Origin of the sequence: Salinimicrobium sediminilitoris (assembly GCF_020866905.1) — a bacterium.
In the GTDB taxonomy this organism is placed as follows: Bacteria; Bacteroidota; Bacteroidia; order Flavobacteriales; family Flavobacteriaceae; genus Salinimicrobium; species Salinimicrobium sediminilitoris.
In genome coordinates, this window is sequence record NZ_JAIVCC010000013.1 from 241826 (window position 1) to 260852 (window position 19027).

16 protein-coding genes are annotated in these 19027 nt (G+C 43.9%); 12 read left to right on the forward strand and 4 right to left on the reverse strand.

The features are described from left to right. The first annotated feature begins 206 nt into the window (after nt 1-206). Nucleotides 207-752: a lipid-binding SYLF domain-containing protein gene (locus LA313_RS12375; protein WP_228915431.1), complete on the forward strand. Its 546-nt coding sequence runs from the start codon at nt 207-209 to the stop codon at nt 750-752. Between the two features lie 161 nt (nt 753-913). Here LA313_RS12375 and LA313_RS12380 read toward each other — a convergent pair whose 3' ends face one another. After that, entirely contained in the window at nt 914-1735 is an 822-nt protein-coding gene (locus LA313_RS12380; protein ID WP_228915432.1) for a patatin-like phospholipase family protein, read from the reverse strand. Between the two features lie 534 nt (nt 1736-2269). Between LA313_RS12380 and LA313_RS12385 the strand changes: the two genes are divergently transcribed. The 6 genes from LA313_RS12385 to LA313_RS12410 all read left to right on the forward strand — a co-directional run bounded on the left by LA313_RS12385 (nt 2270) and on the right by LA313_RS12410 (nt 11397). Next, nucleotides 2270-3595 (forward strand): efflux transporter outer membrane subunit, encoded by a 1326-nt coding sequence (locus LA313_RS12385; protein ID WP_333473563.1) that lies wholly within the window; start codon nt 2270-2272, stop codon nt 3593-3595. Between the two features lie 10 nt (nt 3596-3605). Continuing rightward, entirely contained in the window at nt 3606-4811 is a 1206-nt protein-coding gene (locus LA313_RS12390; protein WP_228915435.1) for an efflux RND transporter periplasmic adaptor subunit, read from the forward strand. Beyond that, complete coding sequence (locus LA313_RS12395) at nt 4811-7936, forward strand: efflux RND transporter permease subunit (RefSeq protein ID WP_228915438.1); 3126 nt, start codon at nt 4811-4813, stop codon at nt 7934-7936. The genes LA313_RS12390 and LA313_RS12395 overlap by 1 nt, the downstream gene beginning before the upstream one ends. Before the next feature lie 149 nt (nt 7937-8085). Further along, nucleotides 8086-9906, forward strand: coding sequence for a mechanosensitive ion channel family protein (locus LA313_RS12400; protein WP_228915442.1), 1821 nt, complete (start codon nt 8086-8088; stop codon nt 9904-9906). A gap of 103 nt (nt 9907-10009) precedes the next feature. Continuing rightward, nucleotides 10010-10471 carry an ankyrin repeat domain-containing protein gene (locus tag LA313_RS12405; protein ID WP_228915443.1) on the forward strand — a complete coding sequence of 154 codons (462 nt, stop codon included), beginning with the start codon at nt 10010-10012 and terminating at the stop codon, nt 10469-10471. 131 nt (nt 10472-10602) lie between these two features. Beyond that, nucleotides 10603-11397, forward strand: a complete 795-nt coding sequence (locus tag LA313_RS12410; protein ID WP_228915444.1) for a DUF1206 domain-containing protein — start codon at nt 10603-10605, stop codon at nt 11395-11397. 148 nt (nt 11398-11545) lie between these two features. Here the strand turns inward: LA313_RS12410 and LA313_RS12415 are convergent, their stop codons facing one another. The 3 genes from LA313_RS12415 to LA313_RS12425 form a co-directional block, all read right to left on the reverse strand. Further along, a complete protein-coding gene (locus tag LA313_RS12415) occupies nt 11546-12244 on the reverse strand; it encodes an aspartate/glutamate racemase family protein (RefSeq protein WP_228915446.1) in 699 nt (232 codons plus the stop codon). Between the two features lie 114 nt (nt 12245-12358). Beyond that, on the reverse strand, nt 12359-13588 hold the full coding sequence (locus LA313_RS12420) for a S8 family serine peptidase (protein WP_228915447.1): 1230 nt from the start codon (nt 13586-13588) through the stop codon (nt 12359-12361). 248 nt (nt 13589-13836) lie between these two features. Continuing rightward, entirely contained in the window at nt 13837-14148 is a 312-nt protein-coding gene (locus tag LA313_RS12425; RefSeq protein ID WP_228915450.1) for a rhodanese-like domain-containing protein, read from the reverse strand. Between the two features lie 292 nt (nt 14149-14440). Between LA313_RS12425 and LA313_RS12430 the strand changes: the two genes are divergently transcribed. Genes LA313_RS12430 through LA313_RS12450 form a run of 5 tightly spaced genes read left to right on the forward strand, consistent with a single transcriptional unit; the run spans nt 14441 to nt 19022 of the window. Continuing rightward, nucleotides 14441-15835: an anthranilate synthase component I family protein gene (locus LA313_RS12430; RefSeq protein WP_228915452.1), complete on the forward strand. Its 1395-nt coding sequence runs from the start codon at nt 14441-14443 to the stop codon at nt 15833-15835. Nucleotides 15836-15889: 54 nt separating this feature from the next. After that, a complete protein-coding gene (locus tag LA313_RS12435) occupies nt 15890-16570 on the forward strand; it encodes an anthranilate synthase component II (RefSeq protein WP_228915454.1) in 681 nt (226 codons plus the stop codon). 4 nt (nt 16571-16574) lie between these two features. Then, a complete protein-coding gene (gene trpD / locus LA313_RS12440) occupies nt 16575-17564 on the forward strand; it encodes an anthranilate phosphoribosyltransferase (protein ID WP_228915456.1) in 990 nt (329 codons plus the stop codon). Nucleotides 17565-17574: 10 nt separating this feature from the next. Next, a complete protein-coding gene (trpC, locus tag LA313_RS12445) occupies nt 17575-18366 on the forward strand; it encodes an indole-3-glycerol phosphate synthase TrpC (RefSeq protein WP_228915458.1) in 792 nt (263 codons plus the stop codon). Continuing rightward, nucleotides 18366-19022 carry a phosphoribosylanthranilate isomerase gene (locus LA313_RS12450; protein ID WP_228915461.1) on the forward strand — a complete coding sequence of 219 codons (657 nt, stop codon included), beginning with the start codon at nt 18366-18368 and terminating at the stop codon, nt 19020-19022. The genes trpC and LA313_RS12450 overlap by 1 nt, the downstream gene beginning before the upstream one ends. The last annotated feature ends 5 nt before the right edge of the window (nt 19023-19027 follow it).

A 19027-nucleotide genomic window follows, 5' to 3' on the forward strand; every position in this document is an offset into this window, starting at 1 on the left:
TTATTTGATACAAACATAAACCTGAATGGCGCCAAAAGGTGACGCCGGGGAAAATTCAGGGTTTTCAGAAAGGAAAATTGAGAATGAATGTTACAGTTCAAAAATGTCATTTACAGATATGAAACCCGTCAATAAAATAACATCTGGTTAACACCAAATATCCATAAATCTCTCTAATTTAAAGCATTAAATGTAAACCAATTAAGATGAAAACTTTGACAAAAAACCTGGTCAGAACAGCTACTGTATTGTTAGTTCTGGTTCTGACAGCTTGTGGATCGGCCAAAAAAACAAGTGATGACCTCATTACCGATGCGTCACAGGAAAAGGCAATGATCGAGAGAGAACATCCTATGATGGCTGAATATTTTAATTCGGCTGAAGGATACGCTATTTTTCCCAATGTGGGGAAAGGAGCCTATATCATAGGCGGAGCCTCGGGTAACGGGGTTGTTTATGACAACGGAAATTTAATTGGCTACGCCGATCTAAAGCAGGTGGATATAGGGCTGCAATTGGGAGGAAAAGCCTTCGTAGAGGTACTTTTCTTTGAAACCGAAGAAGCTCTTCAACGCTTTAAAGATGGCAGTTATGAAGTAAGTGCCAACGCCTCTGGCGTAATCCTCGACAAAGGATTTTCTGAAGATCTGGAATTCCAGGACGGGGTGGCAATTGTTACTGTTCCTAAAGGTGGCGCCATGGCAGGAATCTCTGTAGGTGGACAAAGATTTGAATATACCCCAATACAATAAATTATTCCAAATATTGAAAAGCAGTTTTCTTTGCGAAGGAAGCTGCTTTTTTATTTTGTCAAAAGTTGCTTTGTGTTTCGTCCCTGAAACATAGCATTATCTTTCTGCTGAATTTGTATGGGAAGTTATTTCCCGGCCTACACAGTATCGCTGCTAATTGACTATTTTACTTTCGTCCTGAGTTTCTCCACAGGAATCTCCCCGCTCTCTATCATTTTATTGGTGTGCTCATATCCAGCCCGAATAATTTCTTCGATTTTTGCGAAATCAAGCAAAGTATAATTTTGCATTTGCGGCGGATCAATTAAAAAATCGCACAGATCCATTTCAGGTTTTGAATTCTGGGTAATCCCGAGATTTATAGCACGTTCCATAATACTTCGCGGCCCCGGAAAACTATCTTTTTGACCCGGAAAATTAACATGGGAACCTATAAGGTATTTGCATTTTTCCCTGATAGCCGAAGCCGGAAGGTTGCAGAAAAGTCCGCCATCTACGAAATTGGTCTTCTCCAGCACAATAGGTGCAAAAAACCCCGGAACGGAGCAACTGGCGACAATATAATCAAAGAGAGGGCCGCTGCTACGCATTTCGCCACAGGCATTATTGAGGTTGGAAAGTGCGAGATAGAACGGCTTTTTTAGACCCGAGAAATCATCTTTGGCGATATACCTCTGGAGTGCCACTTTCATCTTTTCCAGTTTGTAGAGCCCGGTGCGTCTCCATGAAAAGCCGGTCATCTTTGAAAAAGTCTCTTCAGTAAGGATCTTTTTTATACCTCCGGGAGAATATCCTGCAGCATATAGAGATCCCACAACTGCGCCCATGCTGGTGCCCGAGATTATCTGCGGCTCAATCCCGTGTTCATGCAGCGCCTGCAGCACCCCCACGTGAGCATACCCGCGGGCACTGCCACCACTAAGGCTAATGCCTACTTTATACTCGTGCTTTTTTCTAAAACGGAAGATATCCGGAAGGTTCAATTTATTATATTTTACCTGGTTACAGGGTGTGCAAGATACCATTTCAACAGCAATTTCACTATTCACCCCAGTTCAAAAAAAAATCTTCAGAAATTACTGTGCTTAATGGTGATTACACAGGAGAATTCACGGCGTAGCTTTACCCAAAGAAGGATTCATCAAAGTACTTCAGAAAATGAATATCATCATAGAGAACTGTAACCAAAACCTTACCCAGGCTAAACCATCCATAAATCGGCTTAATCTAATAAATCAACTTGAAGTGTTTTAGTTGTAACTGTATATTCTATAATTTTTTGAATAAGCCCCGGAATACCTTCCAAAAATGTCATTTTTGAGACCTTTTTATCCCGGTTGCCTATATGCGAAAAATCTGTAACTTTAAAACCCTTCGATCTTTAAGGGTTTGAAGATGAAGTTCAACTTAAACATCAATTTTAACTGAAGCCGGAATTCACATATTTCACTCTTCCCTCAAGAACTTACCTCTTTGAGAGCTCCAGGCTGCTCCTTGGTCTCGGCGCTTTTATTCTTATTTCCTGCACTCCCAGGCTCGCACCGCAGGAAGCTCCTATCCCCGAACCTGAGGAATTTTCAACCCCGGGCGCCACTCCCCTTCCCGATGAATGGTGGACGAGCTTTGAGGATCCTATCCTTGATTCCCTGGTGGAACAGGGCTTGCAGGAGAATCTTATGCTGGCCGGAAACTGGCAGGAATACCAGGCTGCCCTAGCTGTTGTGAAAAGGGAAAAATCTTTACTTTTTCCTCAGGTAGATGCCTTTGCGGGAGTCTCAAAAGACGGACGGCCAACAATTTTCTCCCGGGACATGAGATTAGAGACCGGTCTTGCTGCCTCCTATGAGATAGATCTCTGGGGCCGCATTCGTGCCGGAATACAAGCAGAAAAATATACTTCTGAAGCTATTTTACGCGACTATCAAACCGCTGCGATGACAATTTCGGCCGAGATCACTAACACCTGGTATGAGCTTCTCACTGCCCGAAGACAGCTGGCGCTTATTGAGGAACAAATCCAAACCAATGAAGATATTGTAAAATTGATCCGCGCCCGATTTGCCGGCGGACAAATACGTGCTGTTGACATTTTGAGGCAGGAACAGCTGCTGGAAAGCACACGCGATCTAAGGATCTTTTACGAAACTAATCTTGAAGTACTGGAGAACCGGTTGGCAGTACTGCTGGGGCGCCCGCCACAGAACATAGAAGATTTTCGATCTGGCGTTCTACCTTCAATGCCTCCGCTACCTGATACCGGTTTACCTCTGGAACTAATTCGTCGCAGGCCCGATCTGCAAAGGGCTTATAATCTTGTATTGGCAGCCGACCGGGAAATGGCATATGCGGTAAGGAGTAAATTTCCCATTATTTCCCTCGACGCAACCGGGAGTTTTAATTCTTCGGAAGTAAGCAACCTGTTCGAGAACTGGACCTACAGTTTGGCCGGTAATTTAGTGGCACCACTTATTTACGGTAAAAGACTTTCAGCAGAAGTAGATCGTGCTGAAGCAGTAAAGAATCAACGACTTTTTGAATATGGACAGGCAGTTCTTACAGCTTTTGAGGAAGTCGAGTACGCACTTCTTCAGGAAAAAAAACAACTTGAAAGGCTGGAGGTACTTGAAAGAAGAATTGAGCTTTCGAATAAAACTTCCCGGCAACTTAGAATTGAATTCCTCAACGGGTTGAGCCCATACCTGGATGTACTGCTGGCGCTTGATGAGCAACAGCAACTGGAAAGGGAAATAATTGAGGCGCAGCAGGTGTTGCTGGAGATAAGAATAGGCCTGTACAGGGCCCTGGCAGGTGCCTTTGATATCCAACGAGAAACCAGCCTTTAAATGTAAAAACATGAGTACAAAGAAGATCATTCTTATTTGCATAGGCATTATTGTTTTGGCAATAGTGGTGACCTCTTTTATTTTTATGAGTGAACCCACGGCCCAAAAAGAGGGAGCTACAAGAGAAATGGCCATGTTGGTAAATGTGACAGAAGCAGAAGAAGGCAATTTTGCGCCTTTGCTGGTTGCTACGGGCACAGTGGAACCTGTAGAAGATGTGATCATTAGTGCCCGTGTAGGTGGGGAAGTAGTGCGTCGTGCCCCTGCTTTTGTGCCCGGGGGATTTGTAAAGAAAGGGGAAGTGCTCCTGCAAATAGACCCTGCAGACTATCGGAACAACCTTGAACTGCGACAAAGTGAACTATTACAGGCACAAACGGAACTTGATGTGGAAATGGGACGCCAGGAAGTGGCACAACAGGATCTTGAACTGGTGGGAGGTCAAACTTTGACGCAGCAGGAAAAATCCCTGGTGTTGCGGCAACCTCAGCTCAACGCGGTAAGGGCGAGGATAAAGGCTGCACAGGCAGCTGTAGATCAAGCCCGCCTGGATCTGGATCGTAGTACCATTCGTGCTCCTTTTGATGCTCATATTATCACACAAAATGTGACCACCGGCTCACAGGTTGCTCCCGGTGAAGATCTGGGCCGAATTGTAGGTACCGAGCAATATAGAGTGATCCTGAGTCTGCCGGTTTCCCGTTTGCGCTGGCTAACATTTCCCGATTCAGAACATAAAAAAGGATCTCCCGTTCAAATTAGGAACACTGCAGCCTGGCCACCCGACACCTACCGTACTGGATATCTTGCCAGCCAGGTGGGAGCTCTAGACAATCAAACCCGACAGGCGAGAATTCTGGTGGAAGTGCCGGATCCTCTTGCCCAGGACACAGCTGCAGGGAAACCCGAGCTCATCATTGGCACCTTTGTGGAAACTTTGGTGGAAGGAAATGAGATATCGAACGTGGTACGGCTTAACAGGGATTACCTGCGCGATAATAATAAAGTGTGGGTCATGATGGATGGAAAACTCAGCATAAAAGAAGTGGAAGTTTTATTAACCGATAACCAGTACGCATATATAAGCAAGGGGCTGCAAGGGGGAGAAAAGATTATCACCACCAACCTGAGTACGGTAGCCGAAGGAATAGCCTTACGTACAGAGAAAGATACTACTGCGCAAAAGAAAGGAAGCGAAAAGGATAGCATAGAGTAATGGCCGAAAAAGAGTCAAATACCAGGAAGGAAGGAGTCATTGCATATATGGCGCGCAATTCTATTGCTGCTAATTTAATGATGGTCCTGCTCATAGCCGGTGGTATCTGGACCATGCTACAGATCCAGAAAGAAGTTTTTCCTCAGTTTCAGTTAGATTATGTCAATGTAAATGTACAGTATCCGGGAGCTGCTCCTGCCGAAGTGGAGCAGGGAATCCTGTTACCGGTTGAAGAGGCTATTCGCGGGATACAGGGGATAAAGGAGATCGTTTCTACCGCCAGGGAAGGTTCGGGGGAAATTGCCATTGAACTCATAGCGGGCGCCAACCGAATGAAAGCTTTTCAGGATATTGATCAGGCCGTAAGCAGGATTCGCACCTTTCCCGATGATATTGAACAGCCCCAGGTAAGCCTTCAGTTGCAGCAGCAGGATGTGATGGAAATAAGCCTGTATGGACAGGTGGATATCTGGACCCTGCGTCAACTTGGAGAACAACTTCGGAATATCCTGCTTAGCAATTCGGAGATCACCCAGGTAGATCTGGGGAATGTGCCCGATTATTTTACACATATAGAAATCCCCCGAAATAACCTGCGGAAATATAACCTTACCCTGAACGAAGTAGCCCGAATCGTAGCTGAATCAAGCGAAGATGTGCCGGCCGGAGCCGTGGAAACCGCATCGGGAGAGATCCTGCTCAGGATGAAAGAGAGGAAACAATGGGCAGAAGAATTCAGGAGGATTGCAATTATCAATTCCAATTCAGGAGCAAAGGTAACCCTGGGTGAAATAGCTACAGTAACCGATGGTTTTGAAGAATCAGGCTTTCACGGACAGTTTAATCGGCAGCCGGCAGTGAGCCTGGAGATCTTTAGGGTCGGAGACCAGTCTCCCCTCGTTATTGCCGAGACGGTACAGGAAATACTGGATGACTTTAGGTTGCCGCCGGGAGTAAGTTACCGCATAGACAGCAACCGCGCCGAAGACTTTAGTGATCGGCTGTCCCTGCTAACAGAAAACGGCTTAATGGCAATAGGCATAGTTTTGATCATCCTCACCCTGTTCCTTGAATACCGACTGGCGTTTTGGGTGATGATGGGGATGACCATCTCCTTTATAGGGGGAATAATTTTTCTTCCACTGGTGGGCGTAAGTATCAACATGATCTCTATGTTCGGATTCCTCGTGGTGCTTGGTATCGTAGTCGATGATGCCATTGTAGTAGGAGAAAACGTATATGAATATCGTAAGAAAGGCCTCAAACCCATGCAGGCCGCCATTGCCGGAACCAAAGATGTTTCCAGACCTGTGGTCTTTAGTATAGCAACCACCATTATCGCATTTGTACCGCTGTTACTTTTGCCGGGGGAAACAGGGAAATTCTGGTGGCCTTTACCCGTAGTGGTGATCGTGATCCTTGCAGTTTCCCTGCTGGAAGCCCTGTTCATCCTCCCCTCCCATCTTGGCCATCTTAAAGAGAAAAAGCCAAAAGGTCTGGCCCTCAAACTGGAAAAATGGCAGCAAAAATTTGCTGATGCTTTTGACAGATTTATACAGAATTATTACCGGCCGCTTCTCGACAAATCCCTCAAGTATCGCTATATAACCCTTACCGCAGCCATTGCACTTTTAATTATGGTGGGCGGCTATGGCTACAGCGACCATATGGGAATGATCATGATGCCCGAAGTAGCTGCCGATGAAATCGAAGCCGGGGTGCGCCTGCCCGAAGGCACCACTACCCCACAAGCCGCGAAAGTAGCCGAAGAGATCACCAACTCTACCTTTGAAATGTTTGAAAAGCACAACCTTTTTGAAGCTGCCGAAGGGGTGAAAACCAATGTGAGAGGACAAAACTTTATTGATGTGGAGATCGTGATGAAACCACCCGATGAACGGGAAATGACTGCCAGGGAGGTAATCGAATTATGGCGGGATAATATTGGTGAAATTGAAGGTGTAGACCAGATAACATTTGAAGCCGAGCGCGGCCCCGGCGGCTATCAACAGGCAATAAGTGTTGATCTTAGCCACACCAATATTGAGGTGCTGGAAAAAGCCAGTACGGCATTTTCCCAAAGACTTGAGGCTTTTGAAAATACCCGCGACATTAATGACAACTATAATAAAGGAAAGCAGCAATTCGATTTCAAGCTCCTTCCACAGGGGCGAAATCTTGGCCTCACCTCCAACGAGGTTGGGCGGCAGGTAAGGGATGCTTTTTATGGAGCTTTGGCCATGAGGCAAATGCGGGCCACAAACGAGATCGAGGTGAGGGTAAAACTGCCCCTGGAGGAGAGACGAAATATTCAAAACCTGGAGAATTTTCTAATAAGAACCTCGCAAGGAGTGGAGGTGCCTTTGATGGATGTGGTAGAGATAGAAAAAGATGAGGCTTTTAGCAGCATCAACAGGCGCGACGGCCGCCGGGTGGTGAACGTAGGCCTGGATGTAGAACCCGCCAATACTGTAGGACAGGTGCTTGCAGCGATCCAGAATGAAGTACTGCCACTATTGCGGGCCGATTACCCGGGGCTTACCTGGACCTTTGAAGGTAGCCAGGCCGATATGCGCGAGTCAACAGACACCCTTTGGGACACCTTTTCCATGGCCATGTTGATCATATATGTGCTACTGGCAATAGCCTTTAGCAGCTATGCCCAGCCGCTTATTGTGATGGCAGCTATCCCTTTTGGGATCGTAGGTGCAGTGATAGGACATATCCTTTTGGGTTACGATCTTTCCCTGGTGAGCCTAATGGGGGTGATCGCCCTCACGGGCGTAGTGGTGAATGACAGCCTTATCATGATTGATTATGCCAATAAAAAGCGGAAGAACAGTTCCATTTATGAAGCCATTCACGAAGCAGGTCTCCGCCGTTTCAGGCCAATAATACTTACTACGCTTACCACTTTTGGAGGTTTGACTCCTATTATTCTTGAAAATTCAAGCCAGGCTTATTATCTTATTCCCATGGCTATCTCGCTTGGCTTTGGGATCGTTTTTGCCACTTCCATTATCCTGTTAATTGTGCCCTGTCTTTATCTCATTCTGGAAGATGTGAAAATGTACATCCAGCATCGACGTACCGTGCCGCGAAAACTTTCTTCGGAAGAGGCTTAGCCGTCCTGGAAATCTAAAAGCTTCCTTAACACCTTCAGTAGCTTATTTGATTTTTCTTATCTTTATATCTTCCTGAAAAATTCCGAAGAAAAGCAGATCAAAAATGCCATTTTCGGCACCTTATTTAGCAGAACCTTCAGCTGAGAATCATGACAGAAACCTTCCCCGAAAACCCCATTTTTAAAAGAAATATTCTAATACTCTTCAGCTTAATCTTTGTTTTTCAGCTATTGGCTTCTGCCGAAATGCATGCGCAAATCCCGGGAATGCAATCTGAAACAGAAGCCGAAGAACCCGAATGGCCCGAAGATGCCCTAAAAAGACGTACTCCCCGTGGAAGTGTCGCCGGATTCATCTCTGCCGTAGCCGATAAAAATTATGATCTGGCGGGTGAATATTTTAAAATTCCTGAAGGAGGATTAGAAGATGAGCGAAGTGCCGAACTGGCAAGGGAACTTCAAATCCTGCTCAATCAACGCGGGCAAATGATGCCCTATTCGTGGCTGAGCAAAGATATTGAGGGTCGGCTTGATGACGACCTGCCCAATCATTTGGAGCGGGTGGGAACGATTAGCTCTTCGGGGGAAGATTATGATATTTTGCTCGAAAAGGTAGAAGGACCTTTGGGAGGACCACTCTGGTTGTTTTCAGATCAAACCGTACAATATATTGAGGAGCTTTCGGTCCTGGAAGAAAATGTCCTGCTTCTTAGCCGTATAATGCCGCCAATTTTAGAGCGATATGAGCTGTGGGGAGCAACAATTGGACAATGGCTGGCCATCCTGCTGTTAGCTGCTTTTTCGTACGTAGTTGCCTGGCTCATCATCCATTTTTTCCTTTATATTATTCCCCTTATCTGGAAAAGAGCCCGAACAGAGCCTACTGCCGGGGTGCTAAAGGCTTTATCCCTGCCGGTCAAACTTTATCTTGCAGTATGGCTTTTTGTTATGCTGTCACAGGAAATAGGAATTAGTATCATCCTGCGGCAGCGATTTAGTGGCATCTCGATAATTATTGGTTTGCTGGCTTTCCTAATCCTCTTGTGGCGCCTGTCAGAATTCTTAGGAAACTTTAGCACAAACAGGATGAGTTCCCGCGGAAATCTTTCGGGAGTCTCTGTTGCGCTTTTCTTGAAAAGGGCTGCGAAAATTGCAATCATAATTTTTGGTATAATTGCCGTTTTAGGAACTATAGGAGTAGATGTCACCACCGGGCTTGCTGCCCTGGGAATTGGTGGTATTGCCCTTGCCCTGGGAGCTCAAAAAACTATCGAAAATTTTGTGGGGAGTGTAACCCTTATTACCGACCAGCCAATAAGAGTAGGTGATTTCTGTAAAGTGGGAGATACAGTAGGAACCGTGGAAAAGGTGGGGATGCGTTCGACAAGGATAAGGACCCTAGCCAGGACAGTAGTTACTATTCCCAACGGGGAATTTTCCTCCAGTAAAATTGAAAATTATGCCCACCGGGATAAATTCTGGTTTAATACAGTCATAGGTTTAAGATATGAAACCACTCCAGACCAAATAAGATATCTCCTGGTTGAGTTGAGATCCATTTTATATGCTCATCCCATAGTAACTTCAGACACTACAAGGGTTCGCTTCATAGAATTGGGATCGGATTCCATAAACCTTGAAATTTTTACGTATATAAAGGTGAGCACCTATGATGAATACCTGGAAGTGAAGGAAGACCTGCTCCTGCGTATCATGGATGTGGTTGGAGAGAGCGGTACAGGTTTCGCTTTCCCATCTCAAACCATTTACTTCGGAAAAGATACCGGTCTTTCAAAGGAAAAATCCAAAACTGCCGAAGAGAAGGTTCGCCAATGGAAAGAGAAAGGAGACTTGCAGCTGCCTAAATTCGATCCTGAGCATATCAAAGAGATCGAAGACAAGATCCAGTATCCACCGGAAGGTTCTGCCGAGCAAAAAAGCAAAGGTACAGGTACCATTCCTGGTTTATAAATACTAAATTCAAACAGAAGTTGGATTGTACAGGTTAAGATTAATTCAACCTCAAAAAAATTTGCTTTAAAAATTACATTTTGATTCCTCATAATATACAGATATGGATTTCTACGAAAATATTAGATCGGGTAAAACCGAAGCAGTCGAACAAATGCTGAAGCAGGATCCTTCCCTGGCAAACCAAAAGGATGAAAAAGGCTTCCCTCCTATTGTTCTTGCAACCTACAATGAACAACCTGAAGTCTCAAAGGTCCTGCTCGGGCATGCTGCCGATATTGATGCAAAAGACGTTGCGGGAAATACAGCCCTCATGGGAGTATGTTTCAAAGGCAACCTTGAAATCGCCCGGCTGTTGATCAACCGTGGTGCTGATGTCAATGCCAGGAATTTCGGCGGGGCTACACCTCTTATTTTCGCAGCGATGTTCAATCAACTGGAGATCACTCACCTGTTGCTGGAAAACGGAGCAGATAAATCAATGAGGGATGTGAAGGGGAATACTGCATACACCTATGCTCAAAAAGCAGAGAACCCAAAATTACAGGAGCTGCTTAAGCCGTAAAAGAGGCCCCGGGTAAACCACATTTTTTTCCTTTTTCTTAGCTTTTTAAGGACAATACCTTAAAATATACATAATTCATTGGTGGATCACGTCTCTTTCCTTTAATTTAGAAAAAAACCAACACCAAAATTATGATAGACAGTAAGATTAAGACTATGGCCCGCACCGGCTTTGTGGCAAAGGGAGTGGTATATGGAATTATTGGCGTTTTGACCTTTAAAGCCGCTTTTGATATGGGTGGCCAAAAGGCAGGGCAGTTAAAGGTTCTTGAATTTCTGGAAAAACAAACATTCGGTAACATCCTGCTTATTTTAATGGCGATAGGTTTAGCCTGTTATGCTGCCTGGAGATTTATACAGGCTATAAAGGATCCAGAGAATATTGGAGATGACAAAAAGGGTGCGGCAAAACGCATCGCATTCTTTTGTAGTGGACTCCTGTATCTGGGCTTTGGGGTTCTTGCGGCCTTAAAAGCATTCGGGTCGGGAAGAGGTAGTTCGGGCTCCTCCGGTTCTGCCCAAAAATCCTCTTTTTTGGCAAGTGAAACAGGACTCTGGATCATTGGGATAGTAGGTGTAGGAATTATCATCGCCGGTATTTTCCAATTTGTAAAAGCCTATAAGAACGATTATTATAAGAAACTTGGTCTTGCTGCCCTTGACGACAAAAAGAAAAGAGAGAGCATAAAGAAAACTGCCGAATTTGGTTTGAGTGCCCGTGGGGTGATCCTGGTGATCATTGGATTCTTTGCAGTCAAGGCTGCTGTAAATTCTAATCCTTCAGAAATAAAGACAACACAGGAAGCTTTTGGATTCCTTCAGGATTCGGCCTATGGTCCATGGTTAATGGGAGTAGTGGCTGCCGGTCTTGTAGCCTATGCGGCATATATGTTCCTCATGGCGAAATACAGAAGATTTCATGCTTAAAAATTAGGGGAATTCACCCATAGGTTTTAAAAGCAAACATACGTTATCTTTACACTTACCTTTAGTTAAGACATGATCTAATCAAAAGGTAATTTGTAAATTTTTGTTTAAAATGAAGAAGAGAGATTGGGGGATCTCTCTTCTTTATTTATGTACCTGTCTGTTCTTTTTGAAAGATAAAATTCACAGCCATTTTTGCATGAAGATTAGTGCTTTGCAACAAAGGAAGGTCTGTGTCCTCTTCACTTATTAAAAGCGGTAGTTCGGTGCAACCCATTATCACTGCCTGGGCCCCTTTTTCTTTTAGCAACTGGATATGGTCCAGAAAGAAAGACTTTGCAGATTCAGTAAATTTTCCGCGGGTGAGTTCCGCAGCAATATAGTGGTGGATCTCATCCATAAAATCCTCTTCAGGAATAACAGTTTCAATCCCGAATTTCTCTTTAAGTCGCTTATGAAGGAAATCTCCTTTCATTGTAGCCCGTGTGCCCAGCAACCCCAATTTCTTATAACCCTTACGAGTAGCTTCCATCCCTATAGCATCGGCAATGTGTAAAATGGGAATGGATATTTTATCGTGCACATATTCGTACACCAGGTGTGGGGTATTGGCACAGATAACTATTGCCCGGGCGCCGGCAATTTCAAGCTTACGCGCTATGTGCAAATAAGTTGTTTTTATTTTATCAATATCATGCTCCCGCATAAGTTCTACATTAAGACTGTAAAGTATGAGGGGAGGGTTTATTTGAGATCCTGTCCTTTTCCCGGCCATCTCATTGATGAGCCGGTAATAAACTATGGACGAATGCCAGGAAGTGCCGCCAATTAATCCGAGAGTACGCATGGGTGGTAAAGTTTGTATAAAGGTACTTATAACACTTTGCCGCAGGGCTGACCAAAGTCATTAAAACTAAAAAAAGCACCCCGAAGGATGCTTTCTTTTTAAAATTTTTGTCTCTTAATGTACAGCAATAGTGTCTGGATTGTTATCCCTGTCTCCCGATACTGTTCCCCCGGAAGAGACGTTACCCAATAAAAGGATACCGGCTACGTGTGGTGAGGCCATTGAAGTTCCACTAATAGTATTGTACCCGCCGTTTTTCCATGTTGAGTTAATTGATACTCCGGGTGCTGCGTAATCTACAGGTGGATTTCCATAGTTAGAGAACGATGCAAACCTGTCTGAAGAATCATGTGCAGAAACTGTATAAATATTTGTTCCATTTACTCTGGCCGGTGAGGAATTATTGGCATCTGCACTTTCATTACCCGCTGCAAGAGCGAATTTCACTTTTGAAGATGCAGCTAATACTGCATCATCAAGCGCTTTAGAAGTTGGTCCTCCTAAGCTCATATTGGCAACATCTCCTGTTTGACCGTATTGAGCTACGTGGTTCACCCCGGCAATAACTCCGGAATAAGATCCGCTTCCACGGCTGTCAAGTACTTTTACAGGAACAACGGTTGCTCCGGCAGCAACTCCAATTACTCCCACATTATTATCAAGAGCAGCTACAGTACCTGCCACATGTGTTCCATGACCATTGTTGTCATCTGGAGACCCGGCATCCCTTCCAGAAGTAAAGGCGTTAAACCCACGGGAAGCATCAACATTAAGATCTTCATGGTCAATGTCGATCCCGCTGTCAATGATCCAGGCCACATTGCTACCGGTGTAGGCAACTCCGCCATTAACGCGTGTTATTCCATAAGGCGTTGTCTGAGTACCTGTTCCTCCACCAGTATCGCCACCGCCGTCATCTGGACATGGTTCGCCATTTTTAGTCCCACATGGAGGGGCAAGAGCTACAATCCTGTCTTGCTCTACATAAGCAACATCATTGCTTTTGCTCAATTTTAGAGCAGCACTTTTGGACATTCTTAGTGTCACGCCCGATAGTGCAGCGCTATAAACATTTACGATCTCGGCACCTTCCACCTCGTTCATGGTTAATACAGCCTGAGTTTTTTGCTGAACCTGCAAACTGTTAAGCTGGTGATCGCCACTCATTTTTCCTTCTTCCCTGTATACGACAATGTACTGGCCCGGGATAATTTCAGAATAGGACTGGGCAGCCTGAGGCTCCTCTGGAGTTGGTGAATTCGGCGTTTCGTCCTGGGAACACGACACCATTGCAGTTACGGCCAAAGCAGCCGCAAAACCGGAGTAGTACTTCTTTAAATTCATAGTAAAGATTTTAGGTTATTGTTAAAAGATTTTTCGAATCTATGTTATTAAATCTTTAAATGAAACTTTTTAACAGCGACTACATCAGCATTTTGGGGAATTTAACAGCAAAAAATCAATGTAATTATACCGGTTTTGAAATGTTAAAATATCCTTATAACCTTTGCTCCTGCTGCTGTTATGAAAAAATAAAAAAGGCAGAATCTCCGGGATTCTGCCTTTTAGAACTTTAACATTTATTTGTAGGATTATTCTGTCTTCTCTCCTTCCCACTGAGAAAATCCGCCAAGAAGGTTATAGGTGTTTTTAAATCCCTTTTGATCCATGATAGTGCAGGCCTGGCCGCTTCTGCTTCCACTACGGCAATAGACGTAATAATTCTTACTCTTATCCAGCTTATCAATTTCATCGATAAATTCCTGCCCTTTATAGATATCAATAACTTTTGCTCCGGGAATATACCCTTCCTCTACTTCCTGTTCAGTTCGAACATCCAGAATAACGGCATCATTATCTTCTGCAATTTTTTCTCTCCACTCTTCCTGATTTATTTCTTTCATAATTTTATTTTTTAAATTTATGCTCACAAATATAAGAATCACCTGCTCTTTTAGAGCTCCTTTCCAACTTCAGATTGTTTATGCCTTAGAAATTTTTCCAAAAAATATTTTTTTAGAAATAATTCCCTTCTATATTTGCTATTCAAATGAACATGATAAACAAAAATAACTGGTGGTGGAAGTCCTTACGTGAATCGTCGTGAGCAACACCTCCTGTAATCATATACAAAGGCTTGTCAATCACGACAAGCCTTTTTTTATGTCCGTATTTCAGTAAAAACAGAAGAAAAACATGTACAAACTCAACACTACCTATAAAAAACTCCTGGCCGATACCTTTACCCCTGTGAGCGTATACCTAAGGCTTCGGGATATTTTTCCCAACAGCCTGTTGCTGGAAAGTAGTGACTATCACGGGAACGAAAACAGCTTCTCCTACATTTGCTGCAACCCTATTGCAGGAGTAAAGGTTGAAAAAGGGCAATTTATCGAATCCTTTCCCGACGGTACTTCCAAAGAAACTGAAATTTCACCGGAATTTGACGTTCCTGCTGGTATTCATGGGTTTTCTAAAAAATTCAGCACTACAGGTCCCGACTTTAATTTTATCAACGAAGGGCTTTTTGGTTATATCGCTTATGATGGTGTGCAGTATTTTGAGAAGCTTAACCTTTCAAAGAAAAAGGAAGATCTGGAAATCCCGGAGATCAACTATTCGATCTATCAGAATATAATAGCCATTAACCATTTCAACAATGAGGCTTATATATTCGACCATAGCTTTAATTCAAAGAGCAATCTTGAGCAAATAGAGCAACTTCTCAAAGTCAAGAATTTCGCTTCCTATGCTTTTTCTGCGGAAGGAGAACCGGCTTCAAATGAAACCGATGAAGGTTACCGCCAGATGGTTTTAAAGGCTAAAGAACACTGCCACCGCGGCGACGTTTTTCAACTGGTCCTTTCCCGAAGGTTTTCTCAGGCATTTAAAGGTGACGAATTCAATGTCTACCGCGCCTTGCGGAATGTGAATCCATCTCCCTATCTCTTCTATTTTGACTACGGAAGTTTTAAGATCTTTGGAAGTTCCCCTGAAGCCCAGCTGGTGGTGAAGGAAGGGAAAGCCGAAATACATCCCATAGCAGGAACCTTCAAACGTACCGGAAATGATGAACAGGATGCTGCAAGCGCAAAAGTTTTAGCCGCAGATGAAAAGGAAAATGCAGAACATGTAATGCTGGTGGATCTCGCCCGGAATGATCTAAGCCGCAGCAGTAAAGAGGTAAAGGTTGAAAATTATAAGGAGATCCAGTATTTCTCTCACGTGATCCACCTGGTGAGTAAAGTAACAGGTATTAAAAATGGGGATGTAAGCACCATGCAAATGGTGGCCGATACTTTTCCCGCAGGAACACTAAGCGGCGCCCCAAAACATAAGGCCATGCAGCTTATTGAAAAATACGAAAATGTCAATCGGGATTTTTATGGTGGTGCCATAGGATTTATGGACTTCAATGGAAATTTCAACCACGCCATCATCATCAGGTCTTTTTTAAGTAAAAACCACCGACTCTATTACCAGGCCGGCGCCGGAATAGTTTCAGGATCAACACCCGAAGGGGAATTACAGGAAGTCTACAATAAGATAGGAGCACTTAAAAAAGCACTGGAACTGGCAGAAGAGATATAACCACCCCGCCCTGCGGGCACCCCTCCTTAAAAAGGAGAGAAAAAGAAAATAAAAATGGAAAATAAAGAATATAATACCGGTACTTCCCTTCCCTCCAAAGAGAACAAAGGAGGAGCTAAGCCAACTGTCCTGGTAATCGACAATTACGATTCCTTCGTGTACAACCTGGTACATTATCTGGAGGAATTGGATTGTGTGGTAACTGTACGCCGCAATGATGAAGTGGATCTCGAGGATATAGAAAAATACGACAAGATCCTGCTTTCACCCGGCCCCGGAATTCCTGACGAAGCAGGCCTTCTCAAAAAAATAATCTCCACCTATGCCTCCAAAAAGAGCATTTTTGGTGTTTGTTTAGGTCAGCAGGCTATAGGAGAAGTATTTGGAGGAAAAATCATTAATCTGGAAGAAGTGCATCATGGAGTAGCCTCCAAAATAAAATTATGTGTAGAAGATGAACCTCTGTTTGATCAATTAGAAAATGAGCTGGAAGTAGGACGTTATCATTCATGGGTAGTAGACAAAGCTTTGCCAGATTGTTTGGAGGCCACTTCTTATGATGAGAATGGGGAAGTAATGTCATTGCGCCACAGGGACTTTGATGTGCGCGGAGTGCAATTTCATCCTGAGTCGGTTTTAACGCCACAGGGCAAAAAGATGATTGCAAACTGGATCAATAGTCCGGTAAAGAAGAGCAGAGAAGAATCAAATAATCGGGAAGCCGAAACAATTTAGCAGGATGAAAGACATTTTAAACAGGTTGATCAATCACGAAACCATTTCAAAGGAAGAGGCCAGAAAGGTTTTGGTGAACATTTCTACCGGCGAATACAATGACAGTCAGATTGCCGCCTTTCTTACGGTTTACATGATGCGCAGCATTACCCTTGAAGAACTGGAAGGTTTTAGAGATGCACTTTTGGAAATGTGCCTTTCCACAGATCTTTCTCAATATGACCCCATTGATCTTTGTGGTACCGGGGGCGATGGCAAGGACACCTTTAATATTTCCACGCTTGCCTCTTTTGTGACGGCAGGCGCCGGAGTAAATGTAGCTAAGCACGGTAACTACGGAGTGTCTTCAAGCTGCGGAAGTTCAAACGTCATGGAGCACCTGGGAATAAAATTCAGCAATGAGCAGGATTTCTTAAAGAGAAGTATGGATGAGGCGGGAATTTGTTTCTTGCATGCCGCTTTATTTCACCCGGCAATGAAGAACGTAGCACCCATAAGGAAGAATCTGGGAGTAAAAACATTTTTCAATATGCTGGGACCCATGGTGAATCCGGCTTTTCCAAAGAATCAGGTCGTAGGGGTTTACAGTCTGGAACTCGCCAGAATGTATGCTTATCTTTACCAGAAAACAGATAAGAATTTTACCATTTTACATGCCCTTGATGGTTATGATGAGATCTCCCTTACCGGAAATACCAAAATGATCACCAATAATACCGAAGCCATGTTAAGACCGGCCGACCTGCACCTGAAAACTATTAGTGCAACCGAAATTTCAGGAGGAGACAGTGTATCATCAGCGGCAGAGATCTTCATGAACGTACTTAGCAATAAAGGTACGGCAGCACAGGAAAATGTAGTTTGCGCCAACGCGGCAGTGGCAATAAATACCGCGAAAAATACTGGTCTGGAAAATGCATTTTTGGAAGCAAAGGAAAGTCTGCGTTCAGGCCGTGCTTTAAATGCGCTTAAAAAACTGCAGCAATTAAATTAGTTAAATAGAAATGAACATACTGGATAAAATAGCAGCAAGAAAAAGAGAAGAAGTGGCCATTCTAAAGGAAGAAGTGCCTGCCGAATCCCTGCAACTCCTGCCCCACTTTCATCGCAAATGTTACTCGTTAAAGGAAAACCTTAAGAATTCCTCCACGGGGATTATCGCAGAATTCAAACGCCGCTCCCCTTCTCATCCCGAGATAAATCTGGAAGCTGATGCTGCCACAGTGACGGCTGGATATGAAGCCGCGGGTGCATCGGGAATTTCGGTGCTAACAGATGAGGAATTCTTTGGCGGCAGCCTGGATGATCTGGCAATTGCGCGAGAAACAGTGAAGCTTCCATTGCTTCGGAAGGATTTTATGATCGACGAATATCAAATCGTAGAAGCCAAAGCCATGGGTGCAGATGTGATCCTGTTGATCGCAGCTATACTGAAGCCCGAAGAGATCAAAAGTCTTTCCAAAAAGGCAAAAGATCTTGGTCTTGAGGTGCTGCTGGAAGTGCATAATGAAGAGGAGCTGGAAAATGCCATTTTTGACACCGTAGATATGATTGGGGTAAATAACCGGAACCTGAAAACTTTTGAAGTAGATCTGGGAATCAGCAAGGCTTTGGCCGAAAAGATTCCAAACGAATACGTGAAGATCTCCGAAAGCGGGATTAGTGAAACTTCAGCAATACTGGAGCTTCAAAAAAGTGGATTTAAGGGCTTTCTTATCGGCGGAAATTTCATGAAAACCGAAGATCCCGGAAGAAGTGCTTTAGAATTTATTCAGAAATTAAAAAATAAAGACTGATGGACCTGAAACTGAAGATCTGCGGAATGCGGGAGCCCGACAATCTGAGCAGGATCGAGGCTTTACAGCCCGATTACCTTGGGTTGATTTTTTACAGGGATTCCCCGCGTTACGTTTCAGAAGAAATAGAAATTTTAGAGCCGGGAATTAAGATTACCGGAGTTTTTGTAAATGCTTCAGAAGAGGAGATCCTGGAAAAATCAAAAAATTATAATCTTGCAGCTGTTCAACTACACGGGGAGGAGTCTCCGGAATTTTGTGAGAATTTGAAAGATCATTTTTCCAGATCAGAAACTCCTCTAGAGATCATTAAGGTTTTTGGAATGAAAGAAGTTTTTAATTTCGACCGCCTAAAACCCTATGAGGACATAGTTGATTTTTTTCTATTTGACACCCGTGGAAAAAATAAAGGCGGAAACGGGATCACCTTCGATTGGGATCTTTTAAAAGAATACCCGTCTTCTACACCGTTTTTCTTAAGTGGCGGTATAGGATTGGAAGAAATTGCTGCAATAAAACTGTTGTACAGCAACTTCAAAACAGAAGGAAATCAAGACCTGTTTTACGGTATTGACGTAAACAGCAAATTTGAAACTGCCCCGGCAGTAAAAGACGCCGAAGCTTTGAAGATCTTCAGGGAACGGCTATATAATTGAACATT

Coding starts and splice junctions, on each gene's coding strand:
- LA313_RS12415 (WP_228915446.1), bottom strand. CDS start 12,244: ATGCGTACTCTCGGATTAATTGGCGGCACTTCCTGGCATTCGTCCATA.
- trpD (WP_228915456.1), top strand. CDS start 16,575: ATGAAAGACATTTTAAACAGGTTGATCAATCACGAAACCATTTCAAAG.
- LA313_RS12435 (WP_228915454.1), top strand. CDS start 15,890: ATGGAAAATAAAGAATATAATACCGGTACTTCCCTTCCCTCCAAAGAG.
- LA313_RS12425 (WP_228915450.1), bottom strand. CDS start 14,148: ATGAAAGAAATAAATCAGGAAGAGTGGAGAGAAAAAATTGCAGAAGAT.
- LA313_RS12450 (WP_228915461.1), top strand. CDS start 18,366: ATGGACCTGAAACTGAAGATCTGCGGAATGCGGGAGCCCGACAATCTG.
- trpC (WP_228915458.1), top strand. CDS start 17,575: ATGAACATACTGGATAAAATAGCAGCAAGAAAAAGAGAAGAAGTGGCC.
- LA313_RS12375 (WP_228915431.1), top strand. CDS start 207: ATGAAAACTTTGACAAAAAACCTGGTCAGAACAGCTACTGTATTGTTA.
- LA313_RS12410 (WP_228915444.1), top strand. CDS start 10,603: ATGATAGACAGTAAGATTAAGACTATGGCCCGCACCGGCTTTGTGGCA.
- LA313_RS12390 (WP_228915435.1), top strand. CDS start 3,606: ATGAGTACAAAGAAGATCATTCTTATTTGCATAGGCATTATTGTTTTG.
- LA313_RS12395 (WP_228915438.1), top strand. CDS start 4,811: ATGGCCGAAAAAGAGTCAAATACCAGGAAGGAAGGAGTCATTGCATAT.
- LA313_RS12400 (WP_228915442.1), top strand. CDS start 8,086: ATGACAGAAACCTTCCCCGAAAACCCCATTTTTAAAAGAAATATTCTA.
- LA313_RS12420 (WP_228915447.1), bottom strand. CDS start 13,588: ATGAATTTAAAGAAGTACTACTCCGGTTTTGCGGCTGCTTTGGCCGTA.
- LA313_RS12405 (WP_228915443.1), top strand. CDS start 10,010: ATGGATTTCTACGAAAATATTAGATCGGGTAAAACCGAAGCAGTCGAA.
- LA313_RS12430 (WP_228915452.1), top strand. CDS start 14,441: ATGTACAAACTCAACACTACCTATAAAAAACTCCTGGCCGATACCTTT.